We start from the raw sequence: 16,152 nt of genomic DNA, 5'->3' as shown, positions 1-16,152 counted from the left end.
CGGCGGGGTCACGGCGGGGGTACGGCGGGGCTCAGCGCCGCCGGTCGCGCAGGGCGGCGGCCGCCATGAGGGCCCCGCCGACGACGAGGACCCCGGCCACGACGCCCACGGGCGCGGTGGCGCCCGACCCGGGCCCGGCGCGCACACCGGTGGGCTCGGCCAGGTCGAGCGCTCCCACGAGCCCGGCGCCGAGGACGCCGATGCCCACCAGGACGAGCGCCGCACCGACGACGAGGGCCGCCAGGGTGAGCAGGCGCCAGGCCGAGCGGGTACCGGTCATCCGACGACCCTCCCACGCCGTGGGGCGGAGGGCGGCCGACGCCTCCGGCGCCGGTTGGCGGGTCGCGTAGTTTCGTGGAGACGTCCCCCGACGACAGGAGTCGTGATGGAGAAGCGCCGGTTGATCGTGATCGCAGTCATCGTCCTGCTACTCGTGGGCGGGGGTGCGATGGTCGCGATCGGCATCGGCCTCGGCGACGACACCGACGGCGAGGGCTCGCAGGGCGCGCCCGCCGCCCCGGTGGTGGCCGAGGCACCCGCCCTGGTGGCCTGACCCCCGTCCCAACGTGCCGCCGCCGTGACCCGCGCCGTGAGCCCCGCCGTGGGGCTGCGATGACGCCGCAGGTCCGGCGGCGGGCGTACGTCGTCATGATGACCACCTGCCTGACGCTCTTCCTGCTCGCGGGGCTGGTGGTCCGGCACTTCTCGACGACGGCCGCCGCCGTCCTGTGCGTCGTCGCGGCGGTGCTGCCGCCCGCGGCCGTCGTCGTCGCCAACCACGGCGCCATCGCCGCCCACCGCCCACCCCCCGACGAGCCGGACCCCGACCGCTAGGCCGGGCGCGACTCCTCGGCCTCGGACCGCGCGGCGAGCTCAGCGATCCGCTCGGCGCTCGGCGCGCCGGAGAGCCGGTCGGCCCGCGCCTCCCCGAGGGAGCCGCCCGAGCGCTCGATGTCGTACGCCGACTCGGAGTGCTCGGCGAGGTCGAGCCCGGCGAACTCCTTCTCCTCGTCGACGCGCAGGCCCATCGTCTTGTCGAGCAGCTTCGCGATGATCCACGTCATCACGAAGGCGTAGCCGCAGGTCGCGCCGATGGCCACGACCTCGCGCCACGCGATGTCCCAGCTGCCGCCGAGCAGCACGCCCTCGATCCCGGCGGGCGAGCCGGAGTAGCCGATGAGCACGACGCACAGCGAGCCGACGATGCCGCCCATGCCGTGCACGGCGAAGGCGTCGAGGCTCTCGTCGACCCCCAGCTTCGTCTTCCACGTGCAGGCCCAGGCGACGAAGGCGCCCGACGCGACGCCGACGACGATGGCCCCGAGGGCGTCGACCGCGTCGGCGGACGGGGTGATGCCGACGAGGCCCGCGATGATGCCCGACGCCATGCCGAGGGTGGTCGGGGCGCCGTCGCGGAACTTCTCGACGAGGCAGAAGCCGATCATGCCGGTGGCCCCGGCGATGAGGGTGGTCATGACGGCGTACTGCGCGAGGAAGTTCGCGCCGCCCGCCGTACCGCCGTTGAAGCCGAACCAGCCCATCCACAGCAGGCCGGCGCCGAGCAGCACGAGCGGCAGGTTGTGGGGGCGCGAGCCCATGTTCTTGCGGGGGCCGAGCACCATCGCGAGGGCGAGGGCGCCGAGGCCGGCCGACATGTGCACCGCGGTGCCGCCGGCGTAGTCGTGCAGCCCGAGGTCGTTGCGCATCCAGCCGCCCTGCGTGCCCTCGCCGTCGAACGCGAAGACCCAGTGGCCGAGCGGGAAGTAGACCAGCGTCACCCAGACCGCGGAGAAGACGAGCCAGCCGCCGAACTTCATGCGGCCCACCGCGCCCGAGGCGACGATCGCGACGGTGATGGCGGCGAAGAGGATGTAGAACGCGAACCAGTAGGGGTCGACGAGCTGCGCCTCCCCCGGGTCCTCGTAGATGCCCAGGAACCCGAGGTAGCCGTCGGGGTTGCCGATGAGGCCCCAGCCGCCGACGGAGTCGCCGACGACGAGGCCGTGGCCGAAGAGGACGTAGAGCACGGTCACCGTGGCGAGCGTGCTCATCGTCATCATGATCATGTTGAGCGCGTTCTTGCTCCCCACCATGCCGCCGTAGAACAGGGCGATCCCGGGGAACATGATGATGACGAGCGCCAGCGCGGCGAGCATCCACGCGACGTCTGCTGCGGGCATGGGGTGACTCCTCGGGTGGACGGCGCGAGCCGTGGTCTCAGTGGTGCGGGTGGTCGCGCAGCCACGCTGCGGCGCGACGGCGGTACGAGGCGATGCCCTTGTACTCCGCCATGTCCTCGGGGAGCTCCGCGATGACGTGGGCGGCCCGGGCCCGCCACGGCTCGACCCGGGCCAGGTCGGCGAAGGGCAGCAGGTAGCTGCGGATGAGGAACATGACGGCGCCCGACTCGGGCAGGCGCACGAGGTGCTGCACCTCGGTGCGCAGGTGGACGAGCCGCCCGAAGGCGGCGTCGTCGACGGCCCGGACCATCGCGCGGTCCGGACCCCACTCGGGGTAGACCTCGGTGGAGACGTCGAGCCGCCGACCGACCGTGAGGGTCCAGTTCGTGCGGCGGTAGGTCTCCCCGGGCTGCAGCCCCTTGAGGAACTCGTGGGCGCGGGTGATGACGCCCTCGGGGTGGATCCGCGGGACCGGCCCGTGGATCTCGAGGAACGTCATCCCCACGTCGAACCCGAAGGACCAGTCGGCGGCGAAGGTGACGACACCGGCGTCGGCGAACAGCGTGCCGTCGCGCTGGTCGAGGAGCACGACGTCCTCCTGCACCTGGCTGGCGATCCACGCCAGCGGCGGGGCGGGCAGCGAGGAGGCGTCGCCGAGGGTGAAGGCGTGGTCGATGCCGAGCAGGTCGTTGCGCCAGCGGTACGACGGGCGCGCGCCACCGGCGGTGACCTCGAGCGCGAAGGACGCAGGGTCGGCCAGCGCGAGCTCGCGCATGAGGCAGAGCATCGCGTCCCAGCAGGCGACGTCCATGTGGGGCAGGGCGGCGTACCGCGACGGGTCGCGCTCGAGGATCGCGGCCCGCTCGGCGAGCTCGCGGTGGTACTCGGCGTCGACGTCGACGACCGCCGCGCCCCACTGCCCGGCCGGGGTCGGCACCGCGGCCCGGGCGGGCTCGACGTTCGTCGAGTAGCGGTAGACCTCGTTCGGGAACGGGAACGGGAAGCCGGCGACCAGCTCGGGCGCCGACCCGGTCGGCGCGGACGGGGGTGCGACGGTCACGGGGAGACCTCCAGGTGGGCGCGGCCGGTGGCCGCGTCGGGCAGGGCGCGGGAGACGCAGGCCATGGCGCAGTCGCCGGCGGCGCGCGCCGCGTCGTCGAGGAACAGGTCCCGGTGGTCCACGCCCGTGCCCGCCCCCGGTACGACGCGCACCCGGCACTCGCCGCACACGCCCTGGCGGCAGAGGTGGGGCACGTCGTACCCCGCCCCCTCGAGCGCCTCGAGGAGGCTGGTGCCCGACGGGACCTCGAGGGTCGGACCGCCGGTGACCGTCACGGTGAAGGGGTCCCCGGGGTCGAGCGCGTCGAGCCCGAAGTGCTCGAGGTGGATGCGGCTGGGCGGCCACCCGAGGCCGCGGGCCGTGGCGACGACGGTGTCCATGAACGCCGCGGGCCCGCAGGTGTAGAGGTGCGTGCCCAGGGGCTGGTCGGCGAGCACCCCCGGCAGGTGGGCGGCCAGCGCGGCACGCCCCTCGACCACGGTCACGCGGTCGCCGGCCAGCGCGCGCACCTCGTCGAGGTGGGCGTCCTGCCCCGGGCGGGCGACGTGCAGGAGCTCGACGTCGCGACCCCACCGCACCGCGGAGCGCAGGTGCGAGACGAGCGGCGTGATGCCGATCCCGGCGCCGACGAGGAGGTGCCGGGCGGCGAGCTGGACCGGCGCGAAGGCGCTGCGGGGCGCGGTCGTGGTGACCGTGTCGCCGCGCCGGAGGCGGTGGATCCAGGCCGAGCCGCCGGCTGCCCCGTCCTCGGGGGCGCAGCGCAGCACGGAGATCGTGAACGTCGTCGGGTGCACGCTCTCGCCGGTGAGCGAGTAGGCGTTGGCGAGGCGCCGCACGCGGCCCTCGCCCGCGGGGACCTCGACCACGACGTGGCTGCCCGGCGTCCACGACGGCAGGGAGGCGCCGTCGGGCCGGGCGAGGGTCAGGCTGCGCACGCCCGGCACCGAGTCGTCGAGGTCGACGACGACGAGGGAGAGCCGGGCGGCGACCGGGATCGGTGCCGACAGCGACACGGGCGACGACACGGGCGGGGGAAGCGCGGTGGTGGTGCTCACGCCGGCACCTCCCACGGCTGGTCCTCCGCGTCGACCATGAAGCCGAGGTGGCGGCCGGTGCGGCGGGACACGTGGGCGTAGACGAGCAGCGAGCGTGCGCACCCGGGGCAGGTGACGACGGCGTCGACCTCGACCGCCGCGGTCGTCGTGGCCGAGCAGTGCACGCACCAGACGGTGCGCCGGTCGACGGCGACCACGCCGAAGCGCAGCTCGTCGTCGGCGAGGCCGGCGCGCACGGCGACGGCACGGACGGCGAGACAGGCGTCGGCGCTGCCGGCGACGAGCACGCGGTGCCCGACCCGCGCCGTCGCCAGGTCGGTGTGGAGGGCCGCTGCGGCGCCGGCTGCGTCGGCGCAGTCGTGCCGGTGCACGGTGGCACCCCCGAGGGCCTGCTGCCACCCGGTCGCGACCGCACGGACAGCGGCGCCCTCCGGCCCGTCGTCGAGCGCGCCGACCGCGAGGAGCGTGTGCACGCGCCCGGCCGGGTCGGCGGGCTCCACCCGGGGCTCGTGGGCCCAGGCGGGCAGGCTGGTCTGGTCGAGGCTCACCATGGCGTCCCTCCCCCGCTGCGTCGGGTCCGGCGTCGGACGTCGGACGGTCGTGGTCCCCGAGGGCACCCAGTGGACCGTCCCTTCGTTTCGGGGGCGTGAAGCCCGGGTTCCGCAGCCGCGACACCACGGCCCGCGGACGTGAGGTCGTTCACGACGCGGTCCTCCCGTCGGGCCCGGTCGCCCCTGCGACCCCCGTCGGGCGGGTCAGCCACGCCATCGCCGGGCCGCGGTGGTCGAGGAATCCCTTGTAGGCCGCGACGTCCTCGGGCAGCTCGAGCACCACCTGCGCGAGCTGGTCGCGCCAGGCGGGCACCTGCCGGATCTCCTCCAGCGACGTCATGTGGGTGCGGATGTTGAAGGTCACCGCCCCCGTCATCGGGAGCCGGATGAAGTGCTCCACCTCGATGCGCAGCTGCAGCCGGCCCCAGTCCTCGTCGCGCACCAGGGCCGGGATGTCGGTGCCCCACTCCGGCAGTTCCTCGAGGCTGACGTCGAGCTTGCGGCTCCCCGACGCCGAGAGCGTCCAGTTGACCCGGCGGTAGACCTGGTCGGCGGGCAGGCGCCGCAGGAACTGCTCGGCGCGCGCCGTGACGCCGGCCCGTGTCAGCCCCGGCACGGGCTGGTGGATCTCGTCCATGCTCATGCCGACGTCGAACGACACCGACCACGCCGCGGCGAAGGTCACGAGCCCGGCGTCGAAGTGCAGCCGGCCGTCGCGCTCCTTCACCAGCAGCAGGTCGTCGGGCACCTCGCGGCCCAGGAAGGTCAGCGGGTCGCACGGCAGCGTCGCCGCGTCGCCGAGCACGAACACCTGGTCCGTGCCGAGCGCGTGGTTGCGCCAGTGGAACCGGTCGCCCGCGGGCGCCACGCTCTCCTCCAGCTCCATGACGTGGGGGTACGACGCCGCGAGGTCGCGCAGGTAGTACACGAGCAGGTCCCAGCACGCGGGCTCCATGCCGGGCATGACCCGCACCCGCGTCGGGTCCGCGTCGAGGATGCGTCGCCGCTCGGCCATGATCGCGCCGTACTCCTCGCCGCCCAGGTCGACGATGTGCGCACCCCACTCCCCGGCCGCCGTGCGCCGCACGACGCGGGCCGGCTCGACGTTCACCGAGTAGCGGAACGCCGTCAGGTCGTCGGGGAAGGGCCAGGGCAGGCGCGCGGTGTGGCCGCGGGTCGGGAACGGCCGCGCGACCGGCTCGGTGGCCGGCTCGGTGGTCAGGGTCATCAGAGGTCCACCTCGATCTCGGCGCCGGCATGGGCGCCGCGGGAGACGCAGCTGAGCATGCGGTCGCCGGCTGCCTTCTCGGACTCGGACAGGACGAGGTCGCGGTGCTCCAGCGCACCGGACCGCACGGGCACCAGGCACTCGCCGCACACGCCCTGCCGGCACAGGTGGGGGACGTCGTGACCGGCGTCGAGCAGGGCGCTCAGCAGGCTCACCCCGGGCGCGACCGCGAGCCGCCGCCCGGTGGACGCCACCGTCGCGGTGAACGGGACGCCGGCGTCGAGCGCGGGCGCCGTGAACCGCTCGAGGTGCACCCGCTCCTCCGGCCACCCGGCGGCGGCGGCCGCGGCGACGTACGCCTCGAGCATCGGCACCGGCCCGCAGGCGTAGGCGTGGGTGCCGAGGGGCTGGTCGGCGAGGCGGTCGGCGAGGACACGTGCGGTGTCCTCGACCGTGGTGACCTCGTGGACCGTCACCCCGGGCCGGGTCGCGAGGGCGCGGAGGTCGTCGAGGTGGGCGGCGTGGCCGGGGCGGTGGGAGTAGACGACCTCGCACGTGCCGCCCCAGCGGACGACGGCCCGGGCGTGCGAGAGCACCGGGGTGACCCCGATGCCGCCGGCGACGAGCAGCGCGTGCCGCTGGTCGTGGCGCGGCGCGAAGCCGGAGCGCGGACCCTCGACCTCGACGAGGTCGCCGACCGCGAGCGTGTCGTGCACCCAGTCCGACCCGCCGCCCTCCCCGCGGCGCAGCACCGACACGGCGTACCGACGCGGGTTCACCCCGTCGCCGGTGAGCGAGTAGGCGTTCCGCTTGGGCGCCGCGCCGGCGGGGGCCGTGGTGAGGACGACGTGGGCGCCGGGCTCGTGCGACGCGAGCACGCCCCCGTCGGGTGCCTCGAGCACCACGTGGCGCACGGCGGCGGTGAGCGGCACCAGCTCGACGACGCGCAGCCGCCGCACCCCGGTCGCGTACGCCGGGTGCAGGTGCGCCGGGTACCGCTCCACGGGCCGCGACCCGGCCGACGGGGCGACGGCGGGCGCGCTCACACCAGCTCCCGGGCGCGGGCGTCGGAGGCCAGGAAGCTGCCCTGGGACGCCGACAGGTGGGGGTGGATCTCGAGGTGGCGGGCGCATCCCGGGCAGGTCGCGGCGCCGCCGTACGTCGCACGCACCCGGTGCGGGGCGCGGCAGTGGGCGCAGTAGACCGGCAGGTCGACCACCTCGCCGGCCGCCGCCGCCGCGCCGTCGACGGCGAAGCTGCGCAGCTCGGCCTCGCCCGCGCCGCACGAGCGGGCCAGCGCGAGCGTGCCGAGCACGCCGCAGACCCCGCCCACCACCATGATCCGCACCCCGGTCCGGGCGGTGCCGAGGGCCGCGAGGAGGTCCTCCCGGCCGGACCCGAGGTCGTCCGCCACGACGAGGCGCGTCGGGGCACGGCCCTCGGCCGCCCGCACCCACCCGGCGGCGACCTCGGCCGTGCGGGCCGCGGTGCCGAGGGCGACGACGAGGTACGACGTGCCGCCCGCGTCGACCGGCTCCGGCTCGGCCGGCCACACGGGCAGACCGAGCACCTGCTCACCCATCTCGCGCTCCCGGTCCCCGGCTCAGAGCAGGTCGCCGTCGCGGTGGCCGGTGTAGAAGGCGAGCGCGTAGGACGGCGTCGAGAACGCGATCCTGGAGCCCTTCGGGAAGAAGATGGCGTCCTTGGCCCGGGCGACCTGCTGCTGGCCCGTGTCGACGTCCTCGAGCAGGAACTCGCCCTCGAGCACGACCTTCATCTCGTCGTACTGGTAGTGGTAGACGAGCGGGGCGTCGGAGGCCCGCAGCTCGAAGAACCCGCTGCACATCGCGCTGCCGTCGGGGTTCTCGTAGACGTCGCCGATGTAGCCCTCGGAGGCCGGGTGGTCCTCCATGCGGGGGAGCCCCTTCCAGGCCTCGGTGGTGACGCGGAAGGGGGCGTGCGCGGCGCCGACCGACGGCGCCTCGGGGGTGGTGGTCATGGACCCGCTCCGTTCACGAGAGGAAACTTTGTCTGCCCTGATGAAACAGACCTGGTGTTTCCGCCCGCGTGGCGGCGCGTAACGGTCCCGTTTCCGCCCCGGGCCGCCACGCCGGGGCCGGGTACGACGACGCCCCCTCCGCCGGCGGCGGAGGGGGCGTCGCGAGCAGCGGCCGGTCGGGCCGCCGGGTCGACCTCAGAGCGCGCGGAGGATGTCCTCCACCCGGTCCTTGGCGTCGCCGAACAGCATCTGCGTGTTCTCGCGGAAGAACAGCGGGTTCTGCACGCCGGCGTACCCCACGGCCATGGAGCGCTTGAAGACCACGACGTTCTCGGCCTCCCACACCGTCAGCACGGGCATGCCCGCGATGGGGCTCGACGGGTCGTCGGTGGCCGCCGGGTTGACCGTGTCGTTGGCGCCAATGACGAGCACCACGGAGGTGGAGGCGAGGTCGTCGTTGATCTCGTCCATCTCGAGCACGATGTCGTAGGGCACCTTCGCCTCGGCCAGCAGCACGTTCATGTGGCCGGGGAGCCGGCCGGCGACGGGGTGGATGCCGAAGCGCACGTCGACGCCGCGCTCGCGCAGCTTCTTCGTGAGGTCGGCGACGGGGTACTGCGCCTGCGCCACGGCCATGCCGTAGCCCGGCGTGATGACGACCGAGGAGGCGTTGCGGAGCAGCTCCGCGGTGCCCTCGGCGTCGATCTCGCGGTGCTCGCCGTAGTCGGTGTCGCCCGTCGGGCCCGCCTCGATGCCGAAGCCGCCGGCGATGACGGAGAGGAACGAGCGGTTCATCGCCTTGCACATGATGAAGCTGAGGTAGGCGCCCGAGGAGCCGACCAGCGCGCCGGTGACGATGAGCAGGTCGTTGCTCAGCAGGAAGCCCGCGGCGGCCGCGGCCCAGCCGGAGTAGCTGTTGAGCATCGAGACGACGACGGGCATGTCGCCGCCGCCGATCGAGGCCACCAGGTGCCAGCCGAGCGCGAGCGCCAGCACCGTGACGACGACGAGCAGCCACAGCTCGCTGTCGACGACGTACCAGACCGTCAGCACGACGAACGCGACGAGCGCGCCCACGTTGAGGAGGTTCTTGCCGGGCAGCACGAGCGGCGCCGACTTCATGCGGGCGCTCAGCTTGAGGTTGGCGACGATCGAGCCGGTGAAGGTGACCGCGCCGATGAACACGCCGATGAAGACCTCGGCGTGGTGGATGTCGGCGAGCGCGCCGGAGTAGTGCGGCGCCTCGAGGTGGCCGTTCCAGCCGACCAGCACGGCGGCGAGGCCGACGAACGAGTGCAGCAGCGCAATGAGCTCGGGCATGCCGGTCATCTCGACGACGCGGGCGCGCCACAGGCCGATGACGGCACCGATGACCATGGCGACGACGAGGAGCACGACGCCGAGGGCGTCGTCGTCGTCGACCGCGACGTCGGCCACGACCACGAACGTCGCGACGAGCGCGATCGCCATGCCGGCGATGCCGTAGACCACGCCCTGGCGCGACGTCTCGTGCTTGCTGAGGCCCGCGAGGCTGAGGATGAAGAGCAGGGCGGCGACGATGTACGCCGCGGTGGAGATGCTGAGGGCGTCCATCGATCAGTCCTTCGAGAACATGCTGAGCATGCGTCGGGTCACGGCGAAGCCGCCGAAGACGTTGATGCTGGCCAGGAGCACCGCGACGAACGCGAGCGCGCGCACGGCGGTGTCGTCGGAGGACAGCTGCAGCATGGCGCCGACGACGATGATGCCGCTGATCGCGTTGGTGACGCTCATGAGCGGCGTGTGCAGCGCGTGCGCGACCTTGCCGATGACGTAGTAGCCGATCACCACCGACAGCACGAGCACGGTGAAGTGCTGCGGGATGGGGTCGGGCGCGGTCGCGTTGACCCCGAACAGGGCGAGCACGCCGACGGCGATGGCGGCGTACCGGCGCCGCGCCAGCGTGGCGGGCGAGGCCGGGGCCTTCTCCGGTACGGCGGGCGCTGCCGGCGCCGCGGGGGCGGCCGGGGCGGCGGAGACCTGGACCGGGGGCGGCGGCCACTTCTTCTCGCCCGCGTGCACCACGGTGACGCCGCGCTGCACCACGTCGTCGAGGTCGAGGACGAGCGTGCCGTCCTTCTCGGGGGTGAGGAGCTTGAGCAGGTTCACCAGGTTGGTGCCGAACAGCTGCGAGGCCTGGGTGGGCAGGCGCCCGGCCAGGTCGGTGTAGCCGAGGATCGTGACGCCGTTGGCGGTGACGACCTTCTCGCCGGCGACCGAGCCCTCCACGTTGCCGCCCTGGGCGGCCGCCATGTCGACGACGACGCTGCCGGGCTTCATCGCGGCGACGTCGGCCGCGGTGATGAGCCGCGGGGCCGGACGGCCGGGGATGAGCGCGGTGGTGACGATGATGTCGACGTCCGCCGCCTGCTCGGAGTAGATCTCGGCGGCCCGCGCGTCGTAGGCCTCGCTGGTCGCCTTCGCGTAGCCGTCGGAGGAGACCTCCTTGGCCTCCTCGGCGACGACGACCTCGAGGTACTCGCCGCCGATCGACTTGACCTGGTCCGCCACCTCGGGGCGCGGGTCCGTGGCGCGCACGATGGCGCCGAGGCTGGAGGCGGCGCCGATGGCCGCGAGGCCCGCGACGCCGGCGCCCGCGACGAGCACCTTGGCCGGCGGCACCTTGCCGGCCGCCGTCACCTGGCCGGTGAAGAACCGGCCGAACTCGTGGGCCGCCTCGATCACCGCGCGGTAGCCCGCGATGTTCGCCATCGACGACAGCACGTCCATCGACTGGGCGCGCGAGATGCGCGGGACCGCGTCCATCGCTAGCGCGGTGATGGGGCGCGAGGCCAGCCGCTCGACCAGCTCGGGGCGCAGGGCGGGGCTCAGCAGGCTCACCAGGGTCGCGCCCTCGGCGAGGCGGTCGATCTCGGCGTCGGTGGGTGCGTTGATCTTCAGCACCACCGCGCTGCGCCAGGCCTCCTCGGCCCCGACCACCCGTGCGCCGGCCGCGGCGTACGCCTCGTCGGTGAAGGAGGCGGCCGCACCGGCGCCCGCCTCGACCACGACGTCGTACCCCAGGCCCACCAGCTGCTTCACGGTCGCCGGCGTGCCCGCGACCCTCGCCTCGCCGGGCGTCGACTCAGCGACGATCCCGAGCTGTGACTGACTCATCCGATACCGGTCCCTCGTCAACCCGTGCGGGACGGACGACCGTCCCGCCGGACGCGCGGCGCGCGACCTCGGTGCAGGTTAGGGGCAGACCGGCCCCGGAGCGGGCCGCCGTCCCGCCATCTTGAATCATGAACATGGATTCGGGGCGATTGGAACGTTCCGACCGGGTCACGTGAGACACACATCACTCCCGGGCGTCCGTCGGCCACCCCCGGTACGACGAGCGGTCGCCCCCGCGCGACGAACGGTCGCGCGGGGGCGGTCGCGGGTGGGCCCGGGGCCCGGGGTTCAGCGGGAGGTGTAGGTGAACAGGTCGCCCGCGCCGACGATGTAGCGCTTCGTCGTCGCGCCGACCTTCACAGCGACGACCTGCGAGGTGCTCGTGTGGTTGACGCCGACCACACCGACGGTGCCGTCGGGGTTGCGGAAGCCGGCGACCGCCGTGCCCGCCACGGACGAGCTCACCGGCAGGACCCGGGCGCCGGGCTGGGCGGCGCGGGTGAGGTGCGCGAGCAGGTAGAACTCCGGCTGGGCCGTGACGCTCGTGCCGTCGACCTGCAGCAGGCCGCGGCAGGTCTTGCAGCCCCAGCGCGAGCCGGCGTCGACCGGGCCGGCGGCGCCGTCGAGCGCGAGGTTCCACATCAGGAGGCCCGAGGAGCCGTTCGCGACGGGCGCCGCCACGAGGTTGGCCATCTGCCAGGCGAACGAGCTCGCCCAGCCGTCGTTCGTGCCGGTGCACTCGGTCATGATCCGGAACGGCGTGGGGCCGTTCATCTGGCCGGGCTGGCCGCCGTAGCAGTGGTAGGCCGACCCGTCGAACGCCCCGGGCGCCGCCGCGACGACCTGGTCGTAGGCCCAGCGGTGCTCCCAGTTGTGGTCACCGGCCCACAGCGCGACGTCCGCCGGCAGGGCCGGACCGACCTGGCGGCCGAGCGCCGCCATCTGCGCCACCGACATCGTCATGGAGGCGTAGTCCGAGGAGTGCGCCGGCTCGTTGCCGAGCGTCAGCGCCCGCACGGGCACGCCGCGCGCGGCGAGCTCGCGGGTCTGCGCGAGCAGCAGGGAGCCGTACGACGGCACTGCCGCGTCGGCGAGCCCGCCCCCGCGCAGGGTGCCGCTGGTCTTCATGCTCGCCGGGGCCGACCACGGGGTCGCGACGACGCGGAGGTCGGGACGCAGGGGCAGCACGTCGGAGGTGACGGTGTCGATCGCGGCGAGGGCCTCCGCCGGCGGCGTGGCCCGCGTGCCGTCCCAGCCCCACGCCCACTGCGTCGGGGAGAAGTCGGTCGCGGTCAGCGGCAGCCGCAGCGTGTCGAGGCGCGCCCCGTCCGCACGACGGGGGTCGAAGAGCAGCCCGGCGGCCTCGGGGGCCTCGGCGAGCAGCTGCACCGACGCGTCGGTCAGCGCCGCACCGGTGCCCCACCACGTCTGCTGCGGACGGGTCGTGTCCACGGTGAACGTGACGGTGGGCGTGCGGGTGGTGGCCGCCACCGGCGCGAGCCGGCGGTTCGCCACGGTCGGGGACGTGACGACGAACGAGGTGGTCGGGGCGCTCACCGCGGCCGCCCGGGGCGACACGAGCGCGGCGGCGTCGGACGGGCCGGTGGCCGCGACGACGGAGGCGGACAGGAGAGAGGACAGGAGGGCGGCACCCAGGGGGGTGGAGCGCAGACGCACGAGGAGGAACCTCCGTGGGAGGGGACGGGGCAACCTCCCCATCGGCCCGTTGCCCACCGACGTGAGAGGTTCCACCCACCCGGTACCCGCTCGTCCCGCGCCTGCACGTCACGCCCGGGCTGGCCGACCTGTCAGGAACGGGCGTCGGCGTCGGCGCCGGCCGACTCCTCGACGTACGGGTGCGCGTCGACGAACTGCCGGGTCTCCGCGTACATCCGCTGGATGTAGGCCTCCAGCTGCTCGGACTCGACGCGCCACTGCCCGCGGCCGCCGATCTTGATGGCCGGCAGGTCGCCGCGGCGCACCAGCGCGTAGACCTGGGCGCTCGAGGTGTTGAGCACCTCCGCCACGTCGGCCAGGGTGAGGAAGCGGGCAGCCATGGTGCCTACTCTGCCACTGCGGTCCCGGCCGGGCCGCGCACCCCGCGCCCCGGCTGTGGAGAACCGCTCAGCCCGTCTGGGCGTCGAGGGTGACGTCGACCTCGCTGATGTCCTCGCCGCGCTGCACCGTGAGGGTGATGGTCTCGCCGGGGGCGTAGCTGCGGATCGCCACGATGAGCTCGGCGCCGCCGGTCACCGGCTGGTCGTTGACCGCGGTGACGACGTCGCCCTCCTGGAGGCCGGCCTCCTGCGCGGGGCTGCCGTCGTTGATCTGGTCGACCACGGCGCCCCGGCCCGTGTCCTCGCCGCCCACCATCACCTGCGCGCCGATGACCGGGTAGCTCGCCTCGCCGTCCTGGATGAGCTGCTCGGCCGTGCGCAGCACCTGCTCGGACGGGATGGCGAAGCCGACGCCGATGCTGCCGCCCGAGCCCGTCATGCCCCCGGTGGTGGCGATCGCGGAGTTCACGCCCACGACCCGGCCCTCGAGGTCGACGAGCGGCCCGCCCGAGTTGCCCGGGTTGATGGCCGCGTCGGTCTGCACCGCGTTGATGTAGGACTGGTCGTCGCTCGACCCGGTGGTCACCGGGCGGTTCTTCGCGCTGACGATGCCGTGGGTGACGGTCGCCGACAGGCCGAGCGGCGAGCCGATGGCGACCACGCCCTCGCCGACGACGAGGTCCGCCGCGGGCCCGAACGAGACGGCCTGCAGGTCCTGCGCCTCGTCGGCCTGCAGGACGGCGATGTCGTAGACGGCGCTGCGCCCGACGACCTCGACCGCGAACCGCTGGCCGTCGTCGGTGAGCACCTCGACGGTGCCGCCCTCGGCGGCCTCGGCGACGACGTGGTTGTTCGTGATGATGTGGCCGGCCTCGTCGAACACGAAGCCCGAGCCCGTCGCGTCCTCGCCGTCGGCCGAGGAGAAGATCTGCAGCGTGCTCGGCAGGAGCTCCGCCGCCACGGCCGCCACGGAGGTGTTGCCGGCCTCGAGCGGCGGGGCCGTGGAGACGCCCTCGCCCTCGATGCCCAGGCCGGACGACGTGGCGCGGGGCGCGTCGTCGTCCTGCCACGCGTCGTACGCCGCGGCGCCGAGCGCACCGCCACCCAGGCCCACCACGAGGGCGAGCGCCGTCACCGCGGGCCACACCCACCCGGGGACGCGTCCGCGGCCGGCGCGGTCCGCGCGGCGACGGTCGCGCTCGGCGCGCCTGCGATCGCGGCGGCCCTCGCCGGGCGCGGGCACCGGGGCGCCGAACGCGGCGTACCCGTCCTGCGGGCCGGGGCGCGCGGGCAGGCCGCCGGCCTGCTGGCCCGGCGCGGGGTAGCCGGCGTGCTGGTCGCCCCACCCGGACGGCTGCGGGGCGGCGTGCTGGCCGCCGCCCGCGGCGTCGCCCGTGCCGTCGCCGTGGGCCAGCGGCCGGGTGTGCTCCACGTCGTCGCCGACGCCGGTGTCGGCGCCGTGGGGGGCGTCGCGGCGCGGCTCGTCACGGAAGGGCTCGTAGGGGTCGCTCACGGGGTGGCACCGTCCTCGTCGGGCTGGGGCGACGACGTCCTCTCGTCCGCCGCGGGGACCCCGGTGCTGGTGACCTGCACCGGTCCGGCCGTGCGGGCGCGCAGGGTGTCGGTGATGTCGAGGAGGCTGGCCGTCGGCGGGCGTCGGTCCGCGGCGGGCGCCTGCGGGGAGGCGCCCAGCGCCACGATCCCGAGCATGGCGGCGCCCACGGCGCCGCCGCCGATGGCGGCCACCGTCCAGCGGTGGCGCCGGTCGTCGTCGGCGGGCGGGTCCACCCACTCGGGGGCCGCCGCGTACGACGCGACCAGCCGCTCGGCGCTCAGGCGGCCCCTGAGGGAGTCGGGGGCGGCGCAGTCGGGGGCGGTGGAGGCGAGCGTCGACAGGGTGCGCTTGACCCACGCCTCCGTCTCGACCTGCTGCTGGCAGGAGGGGCACTCGGCGACGTGCGCCCAGGCGTTGGCGCTGGCGCGCTCGTCGAGGCGCTCGTCGAGGAGGTCGCTGACCTTGGTGCCGAGGTGTCCGAGGAGGGTCATGGCCTCACCGCGGTCCGGCCGGGGCGACGCGGCGGGCGACCAGACCCTCCGCAGCGGTTCCGGTCACCCGGCGCGCGGCCTCGCGGACCACCGGCAGCGGGCCGGTGCGGGGTCCGGCGTACCGGGTGCGGCCGGCGGACGGCGCGCGGTGCGCCAGCGCCTCACGCAGCTGCGCGCGACCGCGGTGGATGCGCGAGCGGACCGTGCCGAGCTTGACGCCGAGGATGTCGGCGATCTCGTCGTACGACATGCCCTCGATGTCGCACAGCACGACGGCGACCCGGAAGTCGGGCGTGAGCTGGGCCAGCGCGTGCTCGACGTCGTCGTCGAAGGTGCGGTCGCCGACGGAGGTGGCCGGCCCGGGGACGGCCGAGGCGAGGGACTCGGCGCGCTCGGAGGAGAGCTGGTCGAAGCGCAGGCGCTGGCGGCGCCGGGCCTGGTCGAGGAAGAGGTTCGTGGTGATGCGGTGCAGCCAGCCCTCGAACGAGCCGGGGCCGGACTCGGTGAAGGAGTCGATGCTGCGGAACACCCGCACGAACACCTCCTGCGTGAGGTCCTCCGCGTCGTGACGGTTGCCCGTCAGGCGGTACGCCAGCCGGAAGACGCGGTCGGAGTGCCGGTCGACGACCTCGTCCCACGTGGGCGCCCCGCCGGGGTGTCCGGGACCGTCGTGGTCCACCTCGTTCACGGCATCCTCCTGGTTGTCCGACCGTTCCGACCGCACCTGGCGACGGAAGACGAAAATAGGCGGTCGTACTGAGAGGAACCTGTGAGGGGTGCCACCTGTTCCGCCGCGGCCGCCGGACGAGCCCCTCCCGTT

18 protein-coding genes are annotated in these 16,152 nt (G+C 74.6%); 2 read left to right on the top strand and 16 right to left on the bottom strand.

Going from position 1 to position 16,152, the window contains the following annotated elements; all coding sequences use genetic code 11:
- Positions 1–31: 31 nt before the first annotated feature.
- On the bottom strand, positions 32–280 hold the full coding sequence (locus tag ACOACO_RS16335) for a hypothetical protein (protein ID WP_420297349.1): 249 nt from the start codon (positions 278–280) through the stop codon (positions 32–34).
- A 120-nt stretch (positions 281–400) separates the two neighbouring features.
- On the opposite strand from ACOACO_RS16335, the gene ACOACO_RS16330 reads away from it, so the two are divergent.
- Positions 401–553, top strand: coding sequence for a hypothetical protein (locus ACOACO_RS16330; RefSeq protein ID WP_420297348.1), 153 nt, complete (start codon positions 401–403; stop codon positions 551–553).
- Positions 554–612: 59 nt separating this feature from the next.
- Entirely contained in the window at positions 613–834 is a 222-nt protein-coding gene (locus ACOACO_RS16325; RefSeq protein WP_420297347.1) for a DUF3099 domain-containing protein, read from the top strand.
- On the opposite strand, the gene ACOACO_RS16320 is transcribed toward ACOACO_RS16325, so the two are convergent.
- From ACOACO_RS16320 to sigE, 15 genes are all read right to left on the bottom strand, one after another.
- Complete coding sequence (locus tag ACOACO_RS16320) at positions 831–2,180, bottom strand: ammonium transporter (RefSeq protein ID WP_420297346.1); 1,350 nt, start codon at positions 2,178–2,180, stop codon at positions 831–833. The two genes, ACOACO_RS16325 and ACOACO_RS16320, sit on opposite strands and share 4 nt — an antisense overlap.
- A gap of 37 nt (positions 2,181–2,217) precedes the next feature.
- Positions 2,218–3,240: a heme-dependent oxidative N-demethylase family protein gene (locus tag ACOACO_RS16315; protein ID WP_420297345.1), complete on the bottom strand. Its 1,023-nt coding sequence runs from the start codon at positions 3,238–3,240 to the stop codon at positions 2,218–2,220.
- Positions 3,237–4,295: a PDR/VanB family oxidoreductase gene (locus ACOACO_RS16310; RefSeq protein WP_420297344.1), complete on the bottom strand. Its 1,059-nt coding sequence runs from the start codon at positions 4,293–4,295 to the stop codon at positions 3,237–3,239. Before ACOACO_RS16310 ends, ACOACO_RS16315 begins: the two co-directional genes overlap by 4 nt.
- On the bottom strand, positions 4,292–4,846 hold the full coding sequence (locus ACOACO_RS16305) for a dimethylamine monooxygenase subunit DmmA family protein (RefSeq protein WP_420297343.1): 555 nt from the start codon (positions 4,844–4,846) through the stop codon (positions 4,292–4,294). The genes ACOACO_RS16310 and ACOACO_RS16305 overlap by 4 nt, the downstream gene beginning before the upstream one ends.
- Before the next feature lie 148 nt (positions 4,847–4,994).
- Entirely contained in the window at positions 4,995–6,074 is a 1,080-nt protein-coding gene (locus tag ACOACO_RS16300) for a heme-dependent oxidative N-demethylase family protein (RefSeq protein WP_420297342.1), read from the bottom strand.
- Positions 6,074–7,120 carry a PDR/VanB family oxidoreductase gene (locus ACOACO_RS16295; RefSeq protein WP_420297341.1) on the bottom strand — a complete coding sequence of 349 codons (1,047 nt, stop codon included), beginning with the start codon at positions 7,118–7,120 and terminating at the stop codon, positions 6,074–6,076. The genes ACOACO_RS16300 and ACOACO_RS16295 overlap by 1 nt, the downstream gene beginning before the upstream one ends.
- Positions 7,117–7,656 (bottom strand): dimethylamine monooxygenase subunit DmmA family protein, encoded by a 540-nt coding sequence (locus ACOACO_RS16290; protein ID WP_420297340.1) that lies wholly within the window; start codon positions 7,654–7,656, stop codon positions 7,117–7,119. The genes ACOACO_RS16295 and ACOACO_RS16290 overlap by 4 nt, the downstream gene beginning before the upstream one ends.
- A 21-nt stretch (positions 7,657–7,677) precedes the next feature.
- Positions 7,678–8,073, bottom strand: coding sequence for a cupin domain-containing protein (locus ACOACO_RS16285; protein ID WP_420297339.1), 396 nt, complete (start codon positions 8,071–8,073; stop codon positions 7,678–7,680).
- Between the two features lie 195 nt (positions 8,074–8,268).
- Positions 8,269–9,666: a Re/Si-specific NAD(P)(+) transhydrogenase subunit beta gene (gene pntB / locus ACOACO_RS16280; RefSeq protein WP_420297338.1), complete on the bottom strand. Its 1,398-nt coding sequence runs from the start codon at positions 9,664–9,666 to the stop codon at positions 8,269–8,271.
- 3 nt (positions 9,667–9,669) lie between these two features.
- Entirely contained in the window at positions 9,670–11,229 is a 1,560-nt protein-coding gene (locus ACOACO_RS16275) for a Re/Si-specific NAD(P)(+) transhydrogenase subunit alpha (RefSeq protein ID WP_420297337.1), read from the bottom strand.
- Positions 11,230–11,517: 288 nt separating this feature from the next.
- Positions 11,518–12,906 carry a glycoside hydrolase family 30 protein gene (locus ACOACO_RS16270; RefSeq protein WP_420297336.1) on the bottom strand — a complete coding sequence of 463 codons (1,389 nt, stop codon included), beginning with the start codon at positions 12,904–12,906 and terminating at the stop codon, positions 11,518–11,520.
- Positions 12,907–13,037: 131 nt separating this feature from the next.
- Positions 13,038–13,286, bottom strand: a complete 249-nt coding sequence (locus ACOACO_RS16265; RefSeq protein ID WP_420297335.1) for a helix-turn-helix domain-containing protein — start codon at positions 13,284–13,286, stop codon at positions 13,038–13,040.
- A gap of 67 nt (positions 13,287–13,353) precedes the next feature.
- Entirely contained in the window at positions 13,354–14,799 is a 1,446-nt protein-coding gene (locus tag ACOACO_RS16260; RefSeq protein ID WP_420297334.1) for a S1C family serine protease, read from the bottom strand.
- Positions 14,796–15,332 (bottom strand): hypothetical protein, encoded by a 537-nt coding sequence (locus ACOACO_RS16255; protein WP_420297333.1) that lies wholly within the window; start codon positions 15,330–15,332, stop codon positions 14,796–14,798. The genes ACOACO_RS16260 and ACOACO_RS16255 overlap by 4 nt, the downstream gene beginning before the upstream one ends.
- Before the next feature lie 4 nt (positions 15,333–15,336).
- Complete coding sequence (gene sigE / locus ACOACO_RS16250) at positions 15,337–16,056, bottom strand: RNA polymerase sigma factor SigE (protein WP_420297332.1); 720 nt, start codon at positions 16,054–16,056, stop codon at positions 15,337–15,339.
- Between the last annotated feature and the right edge of the window lie 96 nt (positions 16,057–16,152).

Origin of the sequence: Nocardioides sp. CPCC 205120 (assembly GCF_048654585.1) — a bacterium.
GTDB lineage: Bacteria > Actinomycetota > Actinomycetes > Propionibacteriales > Nocardioidaceae > Nocardioides.
The sequence above is the reverse complement of the archived record's forward strand: the minus strand, read 5'-3'. Positions and strand labels throughout refer to the sequence as shown.